The 17067-nt window shown below is 48.0% G+C and carries 16 protein-coding genes; all 16 read right to left on the bottom strand.

From position 1 onward, the window contains the following. Window positions 1-12: 12 nt before the first annotated feature. Window positions 13-171: a FeoB-associated Cys-rich membrane protein gene (locus A4V09_RS05120; protein WP_084043434.1), complete on the bottom strand. Its 159-nt coding sequence runs from the start codon at window positions 169-171 to the stop codon at window positions 13-15. 35 nt (window positions 172-206) lie between these two features. After that, on the bottom strand, window positions 207-2396 hold the full coding sequence (gene feoB, locus A4V09_RS05115; RefSeq protein WP_065541392.1) for a ferrous iron transport protein B: 2190 nt from the start codon (window positions 2394-2396) through the stop codon (window positions 207-209). Between the two features lie 115 nt (window positions 2397-2511). Continuing rightward, window positions 2512-2733: a FeoA family protein gene (locus A4V09_RS05110; RefSeq protein ID WP_065541391.1), complete on the bottom strand. Its 222-nt coding sequence runs from the start codon at window positions 2731-2733 to the stop codon at window positions 2512-2514. 78 nt (window positions 2734-2811) lie between these two features. After that, window positions 2812-3021 carry a FeoA family protein gene (locus A4V09_RS05105; RefSeq protein WP_065541390.1) on the bottom strand — a complete coding sequence of 70 codons (210 nt, stop codon included), beginning with the start codon at window positions 3019-3021 and terminating at the stop codon, window positions 2812-2814. 223 nt (window positions 3022-3244) lie between these two features. After that, a complete protein-coding gene (locus A4V09_RS05100; protein ID WP_065541389.1) occupies window positions 3245-4609 on the bottom strand; it encodes a PFL family protein in 1365 nt (454 codons plus the stop codon). 32 nt (window positions 4610-4641) lie between these two features. Further along, window positions 4642-4914, bottom strand: coding sequence for an ACT domain-containing protein (locus tag A4V09_RS05095; protein ID WP_065541388.1), 273 nt, complete (start codon window positions 4912-4914; stop codon window positions 4642-4644). 36 nt (window positions 4915-4950) lie between these two features. Continuing rightward, window positions 4951-5748, bottom strand: coding sequence for an MBL fold metallo-hydrolase (locus tag A4V09_RS05090; RefSeq protein ID WP_065541387.1), 798 nt, complete (start codon window positions 5746-5748; stop codon window positions 4951-4953). Continuing rightward, window positions 5735-6337, bottom strand: coding sequence for a dephospho-CoA kinase (gene coaE / locus A4V09_RS05085; protein WP_065544643.1), 603 nt, complete (start codon window positions 6335-6337; stop codon window positions 5735-5737). Before coaE ends, A4V09_RS05090 begins: the two co-directional genes overlap by 14 nt. Before the next feature lie 46 nt (window positions 6338-6383). Continuing rightward, window positions 6384-9029 (bottom strand): DNA polymerase I, encoded by a 2646-nt coding sequence (gene polA / locus A4V09_RS05080; protein WP_065541386.1) that lies wholly within the window; start codon window positions 9027-9029, stop codon window positions 6384-6386. A gap of 96 nt (window positions 9030-9125) precedes the next feature. Further along, a complete protein-coding gene (locus A4V09_RS05075) occupies window positions 9126-9596 on the bottom strand; it encodes an acyl-CoA thioesterase (RefSeq protein ID WP_065541385.1) in 471 nt (156 codons plus the stop codon). Window positions 9597-9725: 129 nt separating this feature from the next. After that, the gene (gene galT, locus A4V09_RS05070; protein WP_065541384.1) at window positions 9726-11216 is read right to left on the bottom strand and encodes a UDP-glucose--hexose-1-phosphate uridylyltransferase; all 1491 of its coding nucleotides are present in this window, start codon (window positions 11214-11216) and stop codon (window positions 9726-9728) included. 17 nt (window positions 11217-11233) lie between these two features. Further along, a complete protein-coding gene (locus tag A4V09_RS05065) occupies window positions 11234-12403 on the bottom strand; it encodes a galactokinase (RefSeq protein ID WP_065541383.1) in 1170 nt (389 codons plus the stop codon). 117 nt (window positions 12404-12520) lie between these two features. Then, window positions 12521-13432 (bottom strand): ArsR/SmtB family transcription factor, encoded by a 912-nt coding sequence (locus tag A4V09_RS05060; RefSeq protein WP_065541382.1) that lies wholly within the window; start codon window positions 13430-13432, stop codon window positions 12521-12523. 152 nt (window positions 13433-13584) lie between these two features. Further along, window positions 13585-15717: a DUF6449 domain-containing protein gene (locus A4V09_RS05055; RefSeq protein ID WP_065541381.1), complete on the bottom strand. Its 2133-nt coding sequence runs from the start codon at window positions 15715-15717 to the stop codon at window positions 13585-13587. After that, entirely contained in the window at window positions 15692-16594 is a 903-nt protein-coding gene (locus A4V09_RS05050; RefSeq protein WP_065541380.1) for an ABC transporter ATP-binding protein, read from the bottom strand. The genes A4V09_RS05055 and A4V09_RS05050 overlap by 26 nt, the downstream gene beginning before the upstream one ends. After that, on the bottom strand, window positions 16587-16961 hold the full coding sequence (locus A4V09_RS05045; RefSeq protein WP_065541379.1) for a GntR family transcriptional regulator: 375 nt from the start codon (window positions 16959-16961) through the stop codon (window positions 16587-16589). The genes A4V09_RS05050 and A4V09_RS05045 overlap by 8 nt, the downstream gene beginning before the upstream one ends. Window positions 16962-17067: the final 106 nt, after the last annotated feature.

The raw sequence follows: 17067 nt of genomic DNA, 5'->3' as shown, positions 1-17067 counted from the left end.
GTAAGATCACCTCTATTTTAACTTCTGTTCTGCTGCCCCAGAGCAGCAGCTGCAGTTACCGCCGCAGCTTCCACAGGTATTGCCGGCCTTCTTGTCTCTCACGATCTTTCTGACGATCAGCCCCACAACACAGAGTAAAACCAACAGCACTATAATTGTCCCAGCATTCATATCTATCCCACCTTTCCGGACAGGCCGGAAGGCATTTATGCCTTCGCCGCCTTACCTGTCTTGATTTTCACATCTAGTGTACCTTTTTCTTTGTATGGTCTGAACAGCAGATACAGGAAAACTGCCAATACAAGGATCGCCGCTACGGTGCCGAAACCAAACGCTCCGCCCTCCAGCAGATGTCCAATCTGGTAGACAACCAGAGAGGAGCAGTACGCCAGCAAGGTCTGATATCCAATGGCAAACCAGAACCAGCCTGCATTGTTCATTTCACGTTTGATGGCTCCCATAGCCGCAAAGCAGGGTGCACACAGAAGGTTGAACACCAGGAAGGAATATGCAGCAGCGGCTGTAAAGCTGCCTGCCAGTGTTCCCCAAATCTCTGCTCCGTTTTCCGCCACTTCCGCAAATCCGTAGAGGATACCAAAAGTACCAACCACATTTTCCTTTGCAACCAATCCGGAGACGGCTGCAACGGCTGCTTTCCAGTCTCCCCATCCAAGAGGAATGAACAGCCAGGAGATACCTTTGCCGATAGCTGCCAGCAGGGAATGATTCATATCGTCAACCATGCCAAAGGTACCGTTCTCGAAACCGAATCCCTGGGTAAACCAGATAAAGATCGTGGAAAGAAGAATAACCGTACCTGCTTTTTTAATGAAGGACCAGCCTCTCTCCCACATGCTCCTGAGTACATTTCCCACGGTTGGCATGTGATATGCCGGAAGCTCCATGACGAAGGGAGCCGGGTCGCCGGCGAATTTCCTGGTTTTCTTTAATATAATACCGGAACAAATGATTGCCAGAACCCCCACAATATATGCACTGGGTGCCACCCACCATGCACCGCCGAACAGGGCGCCTGCGATCAGGGCAATAATGGGAAGTTTTGCGCTGCACGGGATAAATGTGGTTGTCATGATGGTCATCTTACGGTCTCTGTCATTTTCAATGGTTCTGGATGCCATAATGCCCGGAACGCCGCATCCCGTACCGATCAGCATAGGGATGAAGGATTTTCCGGAAAGACCGAATTTACGGAAGATACGGTCCATAATGAATGCAACTCTGGCCATGTATCCGCAGCCTTCCAGGAATGCCAGGAATAAAAACAGTACCAGCATCTGAGGTACAAATCCAAGGACAGCACCTACACCAGCTACTATACCGTCCACGATCAGACTCTGCAGCCATGCCGCGCAGTTGATGGCCTCCAGGCCGTTCTTCAGCAGTTCAGGTATTGCGGGAACGTGCAGGGAAGAAATCCCCAGGAAGTTCCATCCATCCGCAAACACACCGTCATTTACCCAGTCAGTGGCCCATCCGCCCACTGTACTCACAGATATATAATAAACCAGCGCCATCACCGCAAAGAAAATGGGAAGGCCAAGGAAACGGTTTGTAACGATCCCGTCGATCTTATCTGAGGTTGTCATCTTCCCCTTGCTTTTTTTATTGTATGCCTTCTTGGCCACATTTCCTATGTACGTGTATCTCTCATTGGTGACAATACTCTCCGAATCATCATCCAGGTCTTTTTCCACGGCTGTGATGATGGATTCCACATCCGGCAGACCGGAAATGGTCTCACCGATCTTATTATCTCTCTCGAAAAGTTTTACCGCATAGAAACGCCTCTGTTCCTCCGGAATATTTCCACCCAGCAGAGCTTCAATCTCATCCAGTGCTTCCTCCACTCGTTTCTGGAATTTATGGACAGGCATCCCTGCGCTTTTTTTCCGGGCGACCCGCACTGCCTTGTCAGCTGCCTCCCGGATTCCGGTTCCTTTCAACGCGGAAATCTCCACCACTTCACAGCCCAGTTGTCTGGACAGCTCACTAATCTTAATGATATCTCCGTTTTTTGCTACCACATCCATCATGTTCACTGCCATGATGACAGGAATACCAAGCTCCATAAGCTGGGTGGACAGATACAGGTTCCTCTCCAGGTTCGTGCCGTCCACAATGTTTAATATGGCATCCGGACGCTCTGTGATCAGATAGTTTCTGGCTACCACTTCCTCCAGTGTGTAAGGTGACAGGGAATATATTCCCGGAAGGTCCATGATGATAACATCTTTGTTCCCTTTCAGCTTACCTTCCTTTTTTTCTACTGTAACACCGGGCCAGTTTCCCACAAACTGATTAGCCCCTGTCAATGCATTGAACAGTGTGGTCTTACCACAGTTAGGGTTGCCGGCAAGCGCAATTTTAACTGACATTTTCTCTTCCTCCTCTAAATTAGTTTCCACTAACTTCACTCCCAAAAAATATGGTTAGAATATTCTAACCATAAATCCCGAAAAATGCTGCGGCCTTCAATAGCCGGCAGCCTTTCTACTGAACTTCAATCATCTCTGCGTCTGCTTTTCTCAGGGAAAGCTCATAATCTCTCACCGTAACTTCTATGGGGTCGCCGAGGGGCGCTACTTTTCTTACATAGACATCTGTGCCTTTTGTGATTCCCATATCCATAATACGGCGTTTGACAGCGCCCTCTCCATGCAGCTTCACCACTCTGACGCTCTGTCCGCATTTTACATTCCGCAGTGTCTCCATTTCTGCATATCCTCCTCTTTCTATGTAACCATACCTGTTTCATAAGGCAGGCTTAAATCTATTTCATTTTAAATCCTGCTATACCATGATCCTGTTAGCCATCTCACTGCTGATGGCAATTCTGGAATCTTTCACATTGACGATCACATTGCCGCCCAACTGGGAAACAACGGTCACATCCGTTCCTGTCACAAAGCCAAGATTCTCCAGATGGCGCTTTACTTCTTCCTTACCGCCTACTTTTTTAATCTGCTTTGTTTCTCCTGCTGAAGCCATAGTTAAAGGCATTTTTCATCACTCCTTATTCATCACTCATCATCAAGGTTAGGTTTTTCTAACTACCTATAAGTTAGCACATCCTAACGCATCTTGTCAATAACTTTTTAACTATTTTGGCGCATTTTTCCAATTTGAGGACATTCGGGCTATGGAAAGCATAAAAATCTGGGACCGTGTTCCATATAATGAAACACAGTCCCAGTATGATTTTTTTACCTGCAAGTTCAATTATTTAATTCTTAAAGCTGTGTATAGGGGCCGGTATTCTTCCGCCTCTGTTTACAAAAGCTTCACAGGAATACTGGTTTACCGGCATGATGGGTGCATAGCCCAGAAGACCTCCAAACTCCACGGTCTCTCCCACGCTTTTTCCGATAACAGGAATCAGCCGGACAGCCGTTGTCTTCTGATTCACCATGCCGATCGCACATTCGTCTGCAATAATACCGGAGATTGTGCTGGCTTTGGTGTCTCCCGGAATGGCTATCATATCCAGTCCTACAGAGCATACGCAGGTCATGGCCTCCAGTTTTTCTATGGTCAGGGCATTGGCATTCACCGCGTCGATCATTCCCTGGTCCTCGCTGACCGGAATGAAAGCTCCGCTCAAGCCGCCCACATAGGAGGAAGCCATAACGCCGCCTTTTTTCACCTGGTCATTGAGAAGCGCAAGGGCCGCCGTTGTGCCCGGAGCACCGGCGTACTCCACGCCGATCTCATGGAGAATGTCCGCCACACTGTCTCCGATGGCCGGAGTGGGTGCAAGGGATAAGTCCACAATACCAAAAGGAATCCCAAGGCGTTTGGAGGCCTCCTGGGCAACCAGCTGGCCCACCCGTGTCACCTTGAAAGCAGTCTTCTTGATCGTCTCGCACAGAACCTCAAAATCTTTTCCGCGGACTTTTTCCAGCGCTGTCTTCACAACACCCGGACCGGATACACCTACATTGATGATGGCGTCCGCCTCCGTCACTCCGTGGAAGGCACCTGCCATGAAAGGATTGTCATCCGGCGCATTGCAGAACACAACCAGTTTGGCACATCCCAGGGAATCCTGCTCTCTGGTGGCCTGGGCTGTAGCCAGTACGATCTCTCCCATGAGCTTAACCGCATCCATGTTGATGCCTGTCTTGGAGGAACCGAGATTGATGGAGCTGCAGACCCTCTCTGTGGCAGCCAGGGCTTCCGGAATGGAACGAATCAGCATTTCATCTGCTTTTGTCATGCCTTTTGAAACCAGGGCAGAGTAACCTCCGATAAAGTTCACGCCAACCTCTTTTGCCGCCCGGTCCAGAGTCTCTGCCAGGGTCACAAAATCCTCCGGTGCTTTACAGGCTGCTCCGCCAACCAGTGCAATGGGGGTTACGGAGATCCTCTTGTTTACAACAGGGATGCCGTACTCTCCGGAGATCTCATCACCGGTCTCCACCAGATTTCTTGCCAGGGTAGTGATTTTATTGTAAATTTTTCTGTTTACCTGCTGCAGGTCAGAGTCAATACAGTCCAGAAGGCTGATACCCATGGTAATAGTACGCACATCCAGATTTTCCTGCTCGATCATCTTATTGGTTTCATTTACTTCAAAAATGTTAATCATATTCTTCTCTTGTCCTTTCCTGGGTTTCCAGATTAGATACGGTGCATCTTCGTAAAGATATCCTCATGCTGTGCGTGGATCACAACGCCGATTTCCTCACCCAGTTTTGACAGCTCTGCGGAAATCTGATCCAGCTTTTTCTCGGATTTGCTGGCATCTGTTATCATCATCATATTGAAATAACCGTCAATGATGGTCTGGGAAATATCCAGGATGTTAATATTATTCTCTGCCAGATAAGTGCAGACTCTGGCAATAATTCCTACGGTATCCTGTCCTACTACGCTGATGATTGTCTTCTTCATTTTTTTCTCCTCGTAAATGTATATTATAGTTACCGTCTATACGGTGATCAGCTCTGATGCACAATCCCTGTGCGCTACAGAAATCTTAAAGTCAGAGGAACACCATGGATTTTCCCCCATAGTCACCTCTGAGCATACGGTCTCATAAGCCAATGCCTCGTAATTGTTCTCACGGCTCAGATGGCCCAGCATGATCTGTTTCATTTTGCCGTGGAGCAGACGGCATAAAAGCCTGCCTGCTGACTCATTGGACAGATGGCCTCTCTCGCCCAGGATCCGCTGTTTTAAGTAATAGGGATAACTTCCCACCTGCAGCATGTTCACGTCGTGGTTTGCCTCCAGCAGCAGGGCATCCAATCCCTGGAGCTGTTCCACTATGTAATCATTATACTTGCCCAAATCCGTGGCGATCCCCACGGACTTGTTCTCATGATTCACCCGGTATCCCACCGGCTCTGCCGCATCGTGGGAAATGTTAAAGGGATGAATGTCCAGATCTCCGATAGAAAATGGTTCGTCTGCCCGTATGACCCGGTACAGCCCTTCCGGCATCTTGCCGAGAGTGGACATACGCTGCATCCCCTCCATGGTTCCCCGGGTACAGTAAATGGGAATCTTATACTTTCTGGAAATAACACCCAGACCCTTGATATGGTCAGAGTGCTCATGGGTGATCAGGATACCGTCGCAGTCCTTTGTGGTGCGGTCAATGGTATTGAGGCCTTCTTCAATCTTCTTGCCGCTGATACCCACATCCACCAGAATGCCTGCATGGTCACTGCCCACATAAATACAATTGCCGCTGCTACCGCTGGCAATACTACATAGGTTCATAATATGTTCTCATCCTTCGCTCAATCTGAAGATAGGTATGGGCCACATCTTCGTCGTTATATAATAAAAAGTCACATTTGGCTTCAAATTCATCCTCAGACAGTTGATTTTCCATCACTTTTCTGGCTTTTTCCTCAGAATAGCCCCTGTCACGGCGAAGCCTTTCCATGCGTACTTCTTTTTCGCAATAAATATACCACAATTCATCATAAATTTCATCATAATTATCTTCCAATAATAAAGCCGCCTCAATAAAGAAGAATTCTGTCTCCTCTTTTTTGGAGCGCTCAATCTCTCTGACAATATATTTTTTCACTGCAGGATGAATGATTTTATCCAGTTTTTCCAGCATGTCCTTCTTTTCAAATACGATCTGCGCGATCGTTTCCCTGTTAAGAGAACCATCCTCATTCACGATCCAGTCACCAAAAAGCCGGATGACCGGCTCATAGCAGACCTGGCCGGGCATCATCAGCAGATGCCCCACGTCATCTGCCTTGACCACCCGTGCATCAAAATGTTCCTCAATATAATTCAGTACAAAACTTTTTCCGGAGCCTACCCCTCCGGTCACACCTATGACTCTCATAACAGTTCCTCCTTTATCCCTTGTACTCCCCTGAATCCCTGTATCTTTACTTTGCCTCATACCAGTTGCTTCCTGTATGCATATCAATCTCCAGCGATACAGCCAGACTGGCGGCATTTTTCATCTCTTTTTCCAAAATGGCTGAAACCTGCGCGGTCTCGTCCTCTGCGGTCTCCACCAGCAGTTCATCGTGCACCTGCAGAAGCAGACGTGATTTTAAATTCTGTTCCTTCAGCGCTTTTCCCACCCGGATCATGGCGATTTTAATAATATCAGCCGCGGTTCCCTGAATCGGCGAATTCATGGCTACCCGTTCACCGAAGGAACGCTGCATGAAGTTGCTGGATTTCAATTCCGGAACCGGACGTCTTCTGCCGAACATGGTGGTCACATATCCCTTCTCTTTTGCCTCTGTCACCAGACCGTCCAGAAATCCCTTGATTTTTGGGTATGTCTCGAAATAATTTTCAATATACTGGGCAGCCTCTTTCCTGGTGATACTCAAATCTTGGGAAAGGCCAAAAGAACTGATGCCGTAGACAATGCCAAAATTGACTGCCTTGGCATTTCTCCTCTGTAAATCCGTCACCTCATCAAAGGGGACATGAAATACCTGGGAGGCTGTCATGCGGTGGATATCCTGAGCCTCCTGATAAGCCTGGATCAGTTTTTCATCCCCCGACATATGTGCCAGCACACGAAGCTCGATCTGGGAGTAGTCCGCATCCGTAAACACGTACCCGTCTCTTGGGATAAAGACCTTGCGTATAAGCCTCCCCAGCTCCATACGGATGGGAATATTCTGCAGATTCGGTTCTGTACTGCTGATACGCCCCGTGGCGGTGATCGTCTGGTTGAAGGTGGAATGGATCCTCTCATCCTCCCCGATATAGACTGCAAGGCCGTCCGCATAGGTGGATTTCAGCTTTGCCAGCTGTCTGTACTCCAGAATATCTGCCACCAGCTTATGGTCAGGGGCCAGTTTCTCAAGGACATCCGCTGCAGTGGAATAACCGGTCTTGGTCTTCTTTCCCCCCGGCAACTTCAGCTTTTCAAACAAGATCACACCGAGCTGTTTTGGGGAATTGATATTGAATTCCTCCCCTGCCTCCTGGTAGATCTCCTTTTCAAGCTCCAAAATCCTCACATAGAGCTGGTCCCCATACTCTTTTAAAGCCTGGGCATTTACCCGGATCCCCTCCTTCTCCATTTCGGAGAGGGTAAAGAGAAGAGGCATCTCAATGTTTGTGAAGAGATGCAGCATTTCTGTCCCCTCCAGAGCTTTTTTCAGGGGCTTCCTGCTTTTCAGGGCCACATATGCCATGTAGCAGACAGACAACGCTGCCTGTTCCTCCTGGTCTTTCATCCCTTTTGTATAGTTTAGTTTTCCCAGAAGGTCCTCCTTTGCGGGAAGCATCTCTCCTAAGTACTCTTTTGCGATATCATCGTAAGTGTAGGCAGATTTCAGCGGATTCATCAGATAGGCCGCGATCCCTGCATCAAACATTTTCGTGTGGTTCTCCAGGTCCATATGGCGCAGCATGGATTTTACATCCAGGGAGGATACCATGGCTGCCTCCTGACAGAGCACCTGCGCCTGTTCAAGCAGATAGGCCTCCGTCAAAAATCCCTGGGGAAGGAAACAGTAAGACAGCACTTTTTCCTCATCCAGAAAGGAAAGCCCCATTCCCAGAAACACACCGTTTTCCTTTAAAATGTGAAGTCCCAGCTCCGGTTTCTGCCTGGCCTTCCCAAAGATCTCCTCAGCCTGGTCAAGCTCTGTCACCGTTGAGAAGCTTTTCTCCACCTCAGCGGGGGCACTGGTGTCCTCAAACCGGGAGAGAAAGTTCTTGAATTCCAGCTCTTTAAAGAAATCATAGGCATCCTGAGTGTAATAATCTTTGATCCTGGCACTTTCCCAGTCATATTCCACAGGGCTGTCTATATTAATGGCAGCCAGCTTCTTGCTGAGGACTGCCAGATCGTAGTGCTCAAGAAACGCGTTTTTCGCCTTGTTCGGCTTGATGTCCTCCACATGCGCGTAGGCATTTTCCACATTTCCGTACTCCAGCAGGATTTTTGTGGCGGTCTTTTCTCCCACTCCCGGCAGTCCCGGAATGTTATCGGACGCATCGCCCATGAGTGCCTTCAGTTCAATGATCTGCTCCGGGCTTAACTGATATTTTTCTTTCACGTCATCAGCAAAATAATCCTCCACTGTGGTCTTGCCGAACCTGGTCTTGGGGATCCTGATACAGATATGGCTGCTGGCAAGCTGCAGAAGGTCCCTGTCTCCGGAGAGGACGGTAACTTCCATACCCTTCTCCTCGCTCTTCTTTGCAAGGGTGCCTAAAAGGTCGTCTGCCTCATACCCTTCCTTGGAGATCATGCACACACCCATGGCTGCAAGCACATCCTTCATCACAGGCACCTGCTCCCTTAACTCCTGAGGCATGGGTTTTCTGGTACCCTTGTAGGCCTCATACATCTGGTGCCGGAAGGTTGGTGCGTGCAGATCAAAGGCTACCGTCAGATAATCCGGCTTTTCCTCCTCTATGGTCTTGAACAGGATGTTTAAAAATCCATATATGGCATTGGTGTGAAGCCCCTCCGAGTTGGTTAGTTCAGGCAGGCCGTAATAAGCTCTGTTCAATATACTGTGTCCGTCTATCAGCAGGATTTTTTCGCTCATTTTAATCTCCTTTTAATCAATATCGTAACTGTTCAGTTCCCTGACAGTTACAGGCAAAAGTCCATGCAGAATCGCCTTTGGCGATGGGATTTTTGCTCAATATCCTTCTATTCGCCGCTGTTTACGCAAAGCATAGCGCTTCTCTCCGCCTTGCCACTCCGCTTTTTCTGCCTCTGTCTCCACAAGCAGTCCCGGCACTGGTTTTGGATGCTGGCAGTCATCCACTGCCACCATGACCACATAGGCGCGGTTGATGATCTTTCTGATCCCCCGGCGGCTCTCCACATAGGTGTCCACCCGCACTTCCATGGATGTACGTCCCACGTGGGTGATCTTTCCTCTCAGGACGATCACGTCATCCACAGAGGCGCTTTCTTTAAAATTTAAATTATCTATGGCAGCAGTCGTGATCTCGGATTCGCTGTGCCGCATGGCTACAATGCTGGCGATCTCGTCAATCCAGCCCATAAGCTGTCCGCCGAAAAGCTTTCCGTAGCCATTCAGATACTTTGGACGCATGAGATACGTCTGCTCTGTCTGGGAATCCGCTACCCTTTTTTCCTTCATACTTTGTACTCACACTCTCTTCTGTCTGTTTCACCGGCAATTCCGGCAGTATAGGTCCAGTATAGCATACCTTTAACAAAAAAGACAGGCACCCGACCTGTCTTTTTGTATCTTATTATATCCAAGAATTTATAATGTGGCAAGGAATTTTTTGAAAGCAGCCCTTCCCTCAGGGGTACATTTGTACACGCCGGCGTCCTCCAGCACCTTGACAAAGACCTGTCCCACCTCTTCCTGAAGAATATCCATCACATTCTTTTCATTGATATCCTGGTATTTCGGCAGGAATTCTTTTACCCAGTCTGCGTGTTTTTCCAGCATCTCATTTTCTGCCGGATCTCTGCCTTCCAGAATGTAGGAGGCCAGCAGTTCCAGCTCGTCTTTCAGCCTGGCCGGAAGCACCGCCAGTCCCATGACCTCGATCAGACCGATGTTCTCTTTCTTAATATGATGATATTCCGCATGGGGATGATAAACACCCAGGGGGTGCTCCTCTGTGGTGATATTATTTCTCAGTGTCAGATCCAGTTCAAAGGTATCCCCAATCTTTCTTGCAATAGGGGTGATGGTGTTGTGAGGCTCCCCGTCTGTCTCGGCAAAGACAAAAGCATCCTCATCCGTATAGCTTCTCCAGCTATCAAGCACATGCGCAGCAAGGTCAATCAGGCGTTTTTCATCCTTATGGCGGATACGAAGCACAGACAGCGGCCAATTTACGATACCGGCCTCCACATCTTCATATCCGGGTATGGTCACGCTCTCCTCTATGGGCGCTTTTGCCATGGCAAAAGTATAATGGCCTCCCTGGAAATGGTCATGGCTTAAAATAGAGCCTCCTACGATAGGCAGATCCGCATTGGAGCCAAGGAAATAGTGGGGAAACAGCTTTACAAAATCAAAGAGCTTTACAAAAGCATTCCTCTCGATTTTCATAGGTACATGCTGCCCGTTAAAAACAATGCAGTGTTCATTGTAATACACATAGGGGGAATACTGGAATCCCCAGGGGCTTTCATTGACCGTGATAGGAATGATCCTGTGGTTCTCTCTGGCCGGATGATTCAAACGGCCTGCGTATCCCTCGTTTTCCATACAGAGGAGACATTTGGGATAGCTGCTCTGTTTCGCATTCCTGGCTGCTGCAATGGCTTTGGGGTCTTTTTCCGGCTTTGAAAGGTTGATGGTAATATCAATGGTGCCGTAAGAGCTGTCCACAGTCCATTTTCTGTCCTTCTTAATGCGGTAACGGCGGATGTAGTCACTGTCCTGGCTCAGTTTGTAGAAATAATCCGTAGCAGTCTCCGGGGATTTTTCATATTCCTTCCAGAATTTTTCCTGCACCTGTGCCGGACGGGGCATAAGACAGTTCATGATCTTGGTGTCAAACAGGTCACGGTAGCCGATACTGTCCTCGATCAGGCCGCGTTTTACAGCTTCATCCAGCAGTTCGCCCAAAGTTTCCTCCAAATCCACGTCCCTGTACTCCTCACAAGGCTCCTCATAGTCGTCCTGACGGAATAAATCCAGAAGCAGGTTGATGGTATAATTTTTCTCACATGCAGGCACCAGGCCTGTCTCTGATCCGTACTGCACAAGTTTTTTAATACTGTTGTTTAACATAGTATTTCCCCTTCCTGTTATCCGATTCTTCTGGCCCCGTCACCGATCTCCACCCTGTAGAAATCCGCACCGTAACCGATTTTTTTCTTATAAACAGAGCCCACATTCCGAATAAATGCCTCCACAAAGCCATCCTCCACGATGCTGACTGTGCAGCCTCCAAAGCCTGCCCCCGTCATGCGGGAACCCAGGACGCCGGGCTGGTCCCAGGCTGCCTCTGCCAGGGTATCCAGCTCCCTTCCCGTGACCTCGTAGTCATCTCTCAGCGAGATGTGGGACTCATTCATAAGCATGCCAAATCTTTTTAAATCCTGCTCTTTCAGCGCTTTTACTGCCTGTATGGTCCGCTGATTCTCGCAGACCGCGTGGCGCGCGCGTTTCACATGCACCGGGTCTTTGATGATCTCTTTTACTTCCTCAAAGGCCTCCCCTGTCAATTCTCCCAGAGAACGGATATCCACTATGGACTGAAGCTCTTTGAGGGCTGCCTCGCATTCTCTTCTGCGTTCATTGTACTTGGAGTCCGTCAGTCTTCTTTTCTTATTGCTGACCGAAATGAGAAGGGACGCATTCCCCAGTCTGATGGGCGCATATTCATAACGCAGATTGCTGGTATCCAGGAAAATCGCATGACCTTTCTTACCCGTTGCCACAGTAAACTGGTCCATGATCCCGCAGTTCATGCCGCAGAACTTATTCTCCGCGTACTGTCCAAAAAGGGCCATTTCTGTTTTGGTCAAATCTGAAAAGCCATATAAATCTTTTAAAACCATAGCCATGAGAAGTTCTATGGAAGCGGAGGAGGAAAGACCTGAGCCATTGGGAATATTACCGCCGATTACCAGATCAAGCCCTTTTTTTATAGGATAACCTTTGGTCATGAATGTCCAGATAACACCTTTTAAATAGTTGGTCCATCCGGCTCTCTCATGATATCTAAGGTCATCCAGGCTTGTCTCAAAAACCCCCGCATTGCTGAAATTTTCGGAGTAAAGACGCAGTTTCCGGTCTTTCCGGATTCTCGCCGCTCCATATGTACCATTTGTGAGGGCACATGGAAATACATGTCCCCCGTTATAGTCTGTGTGCTCCCCGATGAGGTTCACACGGCCAGGTGAAAAATAGTATCGGATGTCGCCGTCTGCGCCGAACAGCTCGCAAAACCGGTTTTGCAGTTTTCGCTTCATCCTCCCACTCCTCCTATGTTCCAATATAGCCAATAGGTCTGCCGGCTTATTAGATATATTAATTTTGTTTTAAAACATTTTTCCTGTTCTTTTATTATAACACAGGAAATATTTTTTTCAATATTCAATCCGCATCAGAATATCCTGGGGATAGTCTCCAAAACTACAGCCAAAAATATTCACACCCCCCATATGCTCTGCATTCTCCTTGATGCCAATGCGTACGGAGATATAAGGCCTTTCTACCAGGTCATATCCGGATACCGGCACACTGCTCACTTTCACGCCGTCCAGATATGTCCCCTCTGTATCCATCACCCATTTTTTCAGATTGCCGTACTGGGAATTCTTATCCTCCCACCAGTCCGGGTTCAGTTTGCCTCTCCTGCCGCCAAAGTCGCTTGGACAGGTCCAGGTCCCCGCATCCACACCGTTGACCCACAGAGTAATGTCTGAGGGACAGTCCAGATCATAATCCGCAGTCTCAGAACACAGTTCCGCAGAGATCTCCAGACGCTTTACCCTGCTTCCCTGGATCCCTGCATTGGGAAAACGGTATTCCAGATAACCGGAGGAGAACCAGACCAGCTTGGCGGTTGTCCGCCTTGGGTCATAAAAACACCGGGGCTCGTCCTCCCCGTCAATATACTCCTCATCATTGACCATACCACAGGTGGGCGTGATCTTATAATCCACATAATTGCCTACCGGCATGGAGATGACTTCCTCATGCTTCGGTCCCCGCAGCTGCTGCAGATGGAGCACCAGCTCCTCATTCTGCCGGATACAGAGCTTCATGGCCCCCCTCACTCCGGGCTTCAGTTCGGTACGGATCAGCCCTGCTTCCTCCAGCACACGGACATTTAAGGCTGCCGAGGAGGCCGGAATCTGCAGGATCTCTGCAATTTCATTGACGCACAGGGGATTTTCATCCAGAAGCTTCAGGATACGAATCCGAATCTCTGAGGAGAGCGCTTTTCCCACCAGCACCAGTTCCTTTTCATTCTCAAAGGATAATTGTCTCTTCATGTTGTTTTCCTCTTCCTTCCGCCGGATATCACTGGGACCGGAATCATTGATAGTTATATTTTACCCTCTTTGTTCCTGCCTTGTCAACCACGACAAGGGGCCGCCGCACATTCATGCGGCAGCCCCTGTTTTTCTATCTGTCAGACGGTTCGTCAGTTTTCTGTTTTCAGCACCTTTTTCACACAGGACGGCAGGTCATTGCTCAGGTAAATCCCTTCTTTTGTCTCACCTGCCCCATCTTTCCAGTAGATGCGCAGACTCTTTGAATAATCCGGATAGAGATTTTTTGCAGGATTGCTGTACTGGTCAAAAACAAACTTTTCCAGTATCTCCATCCTATCCTCTTTATCCGAAAATGTAAATTCTTCTGTGTTTCCGTTATTATCACTGGAAACCACAACGATCTTCTCCATCTTATCCACATCCTCTTTTGTATAGACATGGCACCCCGCCTCTTCCAGCAGTTTTCTGGTATTCCGGAATCCCTCATACAGGGGCAGTGACAATGTCTGGGTAATATCTAAGGATGCAGTACCATTTTCAAATCTACTGCCCTGTTCAGCGCTGATACAATCAATGTTTAAAAAGCCTACTACCTGCTGATCCAGGCTCTCCTTAAATTCCAGGCTTTCCCACTCGCTTTTGTAGGTCTTGAAAATATTCTGCATTGCCGTCTCCGAGGTTGTGACCTGTCTGTTGGCAGAGAAAATATCATTTAAGGAAATCTCTGTTATCTTCTCCGCATCAATAAATTCCACAGGAAGGGTCTGCTGTTTATATTCCCAGCTGTCATAAATATTTCCCATCAGCTTCAGCGCGGCATCATCCTGCTTCACTTCATAGTACCGGTACACATTCCGGCCTGATTTCAGGTGATATTTTACATAATAGTACAACAGGTCTTCTCCGTCTTTCAGTTTTGGGAAACCATCATTTTCTTTCTGGGCTTCCACTCCCAGGGCAGCCAGGTCATAAATGCTGTCGAATTCTTCATATTTGGTATTTTCAAGATATGTTTTTATCTCACTGTCACCCTGATAATAAACGGAATTATATGGATAGCTGTACAGGCTGTTCATGCTGTTAATATAGACGGACATACTTTCTATCTTATTTTCTTTCGGAAGATAAGTATCCACTTGAAAAACATCAAATCGGTAGATAACGGTCATCGCCGCCAGCATGACCAGCACTGCCCCTGTGGAGATACGGGGACGCAGGCTTTCCCTGATATCCATCCGGTACAGAAAATCCATGGCGGTTGAGATGACCCAGGCCGAGAATACCAGAACCATTACAAACCATACAAACACATGCTGACCGATTCCCTGGCTGATATTAAGCGCGGTCAAAATGGAAAAAGGAAATACCACAGCAATTTTAATAATCGGTTCCAGTCTCCTAAACGCAATTGCCTTATGATAACTCTCCGAAGGCCGCAGATGATATACCAGAAGACAGAGTGCCAGAAGCAGAACTGCTGCCAACAGGCCGGCAGCGGCCAAAAGCCACGGTGCTTTTCTTGTATCATAGTTTACCGCTTCACGTATGATATTCATATAGCTATATAATGGCGAAAGCGTCCATCCTCCCGCATGGAAGGTAAACCGCAGAATACTGTAACTGCCGCCGCCTAACGTGTAGGGCGTTGCGGACTGGAAAAAGCGCCCCGCCATACTGATAAAGACTTCTTTTATAATAAATCCATAGCTCAGAAACGCAGCATATGCCATGGCGCCTGTAAACAGATTCCCGGTCAGCATCACCGCCAGTATCCCCACATGGTAAAAGACAAGGAAATATATCATATGTGTCAAAAATGCACCCAAAACCACTGAAAGCGTATGAGCAGGGAATGTGCCCTTCACAGCTCCGGCCAGTAGTGCCAGCAGCAGATTCAGTAGATAGGGGACCGCAAAGATCACTACGCCGCCCAGGTAGGAGACAAAATACATGCGTTCCCTTTTCATGGGAAGGCTGTGATAAAAATCCGTCTTCTCTCTGGAGTACAGATACATATACCCTGTCATTCCCAGACAAAACCCTGCGATGATCACCAAAAGTATAAGAGCCACATTATCATAACCCGTGGTATTCAAAAATACTTCCGCAGACTGCGCTGCCTGCTCCTTTAGTTTCAATCCGTATGCAGCCACATGATCCAGCCTCATCATAGTCTGAACCGGAAGTGCCATCAGCATAGCCAAAAATGAGACAAGGAACCACGCGCCTCTTTCTTTCACATTCTGCATCACCATTTTAGTAAAAGAGATCTTTGATGTCATATCCCGCTACCTCCGTTTCACTGATAAAGATTTCTTCCAGGGTCAGCGGAATCATCTCCGCAAATACCGGGAACTTGCTCTCCACAATCTCCATGATCTTGTCCTTCTCCCCCCGGACAACCAGGGTCATCAAAGAGAGCCGCTTCTCATGCTGGACCACATCCAGTTCACGGAGCAGTTCTTCCTCCAGCACCGGATTCTGGATCACACACTGAATCTTATGGATATGGAGCTTCATATCCTCCACTTCCCTTGACAATAGAACGCCCCCTTTGTGGAGAAGTCCCACATGATCACAGATATCCTCCAGTTCCCTTAAATTATGGGAGGCGATCACAGGGGTAAATTCCCTCTCTGTGACTTCATAGGCCAGTATGCTCTTGGCAGCCTGCCGCATTACCGGGTCTAAACCGTCAAAGGTCTCATCACAGAAGAGATATTTCGTGCCTGCGCAGATTCCCAGCAGCATGGAAACCTGGCGCTTCATTCCTTTGGAGAGCGTATGTATCTTCCTTTTGGTATCCAGGTCCAGTCTTTTTGAAAGCTCATCAAACCGCTTTTTGTCAAACTTCGGATAATAGGCACTGTACCAGTCAGCCATGGATTTCCCTGTTGCATTTGGAATAAAATAAGCACTGTCCGGCAGAAAAAAAATCTCTCTCTTGATCTCTTCCTGCTCATAGACCGACTTTTCATCTATCAGAATACTCCCCTGATCCGGTTTCAGAACACCGGATAAAAGACGCAGAAAAGTGCTCTTTCCCGCACCGTTGGTCCCTGCCAGCCCAAATATGCTGTTATCCGTTATCTCAATGCCGATATTGTCTACAGCCTGAATCTCCCCGAAGGCCTTAGACAGATGTTCCGTTTTAATCATGGTTTACCTCCTCGTACAGTGCCGCAGTCCGGCTCACACACTCCTCTTTTGTAACGCCCAGTTCAATCCCTTCTTTTATCACGATCCTCAGCTTCTGGAAAAAGTTCTCTTTCTTTTGCTCCACCAGATTTCTGCTGCCGGACACAAAATTCCCCCTGCCTTTTATGGGATAAATATATCCCTGCTGTTCCAGAATCGTATAGGCTTTCTGAATGGTATTGGGGTTAATGGACAACTCTGTCGCCAGAGAACGCACAGAAGGCATCTGTGCGTCAGCTTCCAGCACGCCTCTTACGATCAACATCTGAAAGCGCTCCACAATTTGTTCGTAAATGGGTTTTCGGTTCTGGTAATCAATCACAATCATAGAGTTTCCTCTTTTCTTCACGGTTCTGATTTGTGTGTATCTAGTGTACTATGTGTCTTAGTACACTTACAGTATAAAAATTTTCCGGTCTCCTGTCAAGAGAAAC

This window comes from Blautia pseudococcoides (genome assembly GCF_001689125.2).
GTDB lineage: Bacteria > Bacillota > Clostridia > Lachnospirales > Lachnospiraceae > Blautia > Blautia pseudococcoides.
This window is presented reverse-complemented; position numbering and strand designations above follow the sequence as displayed.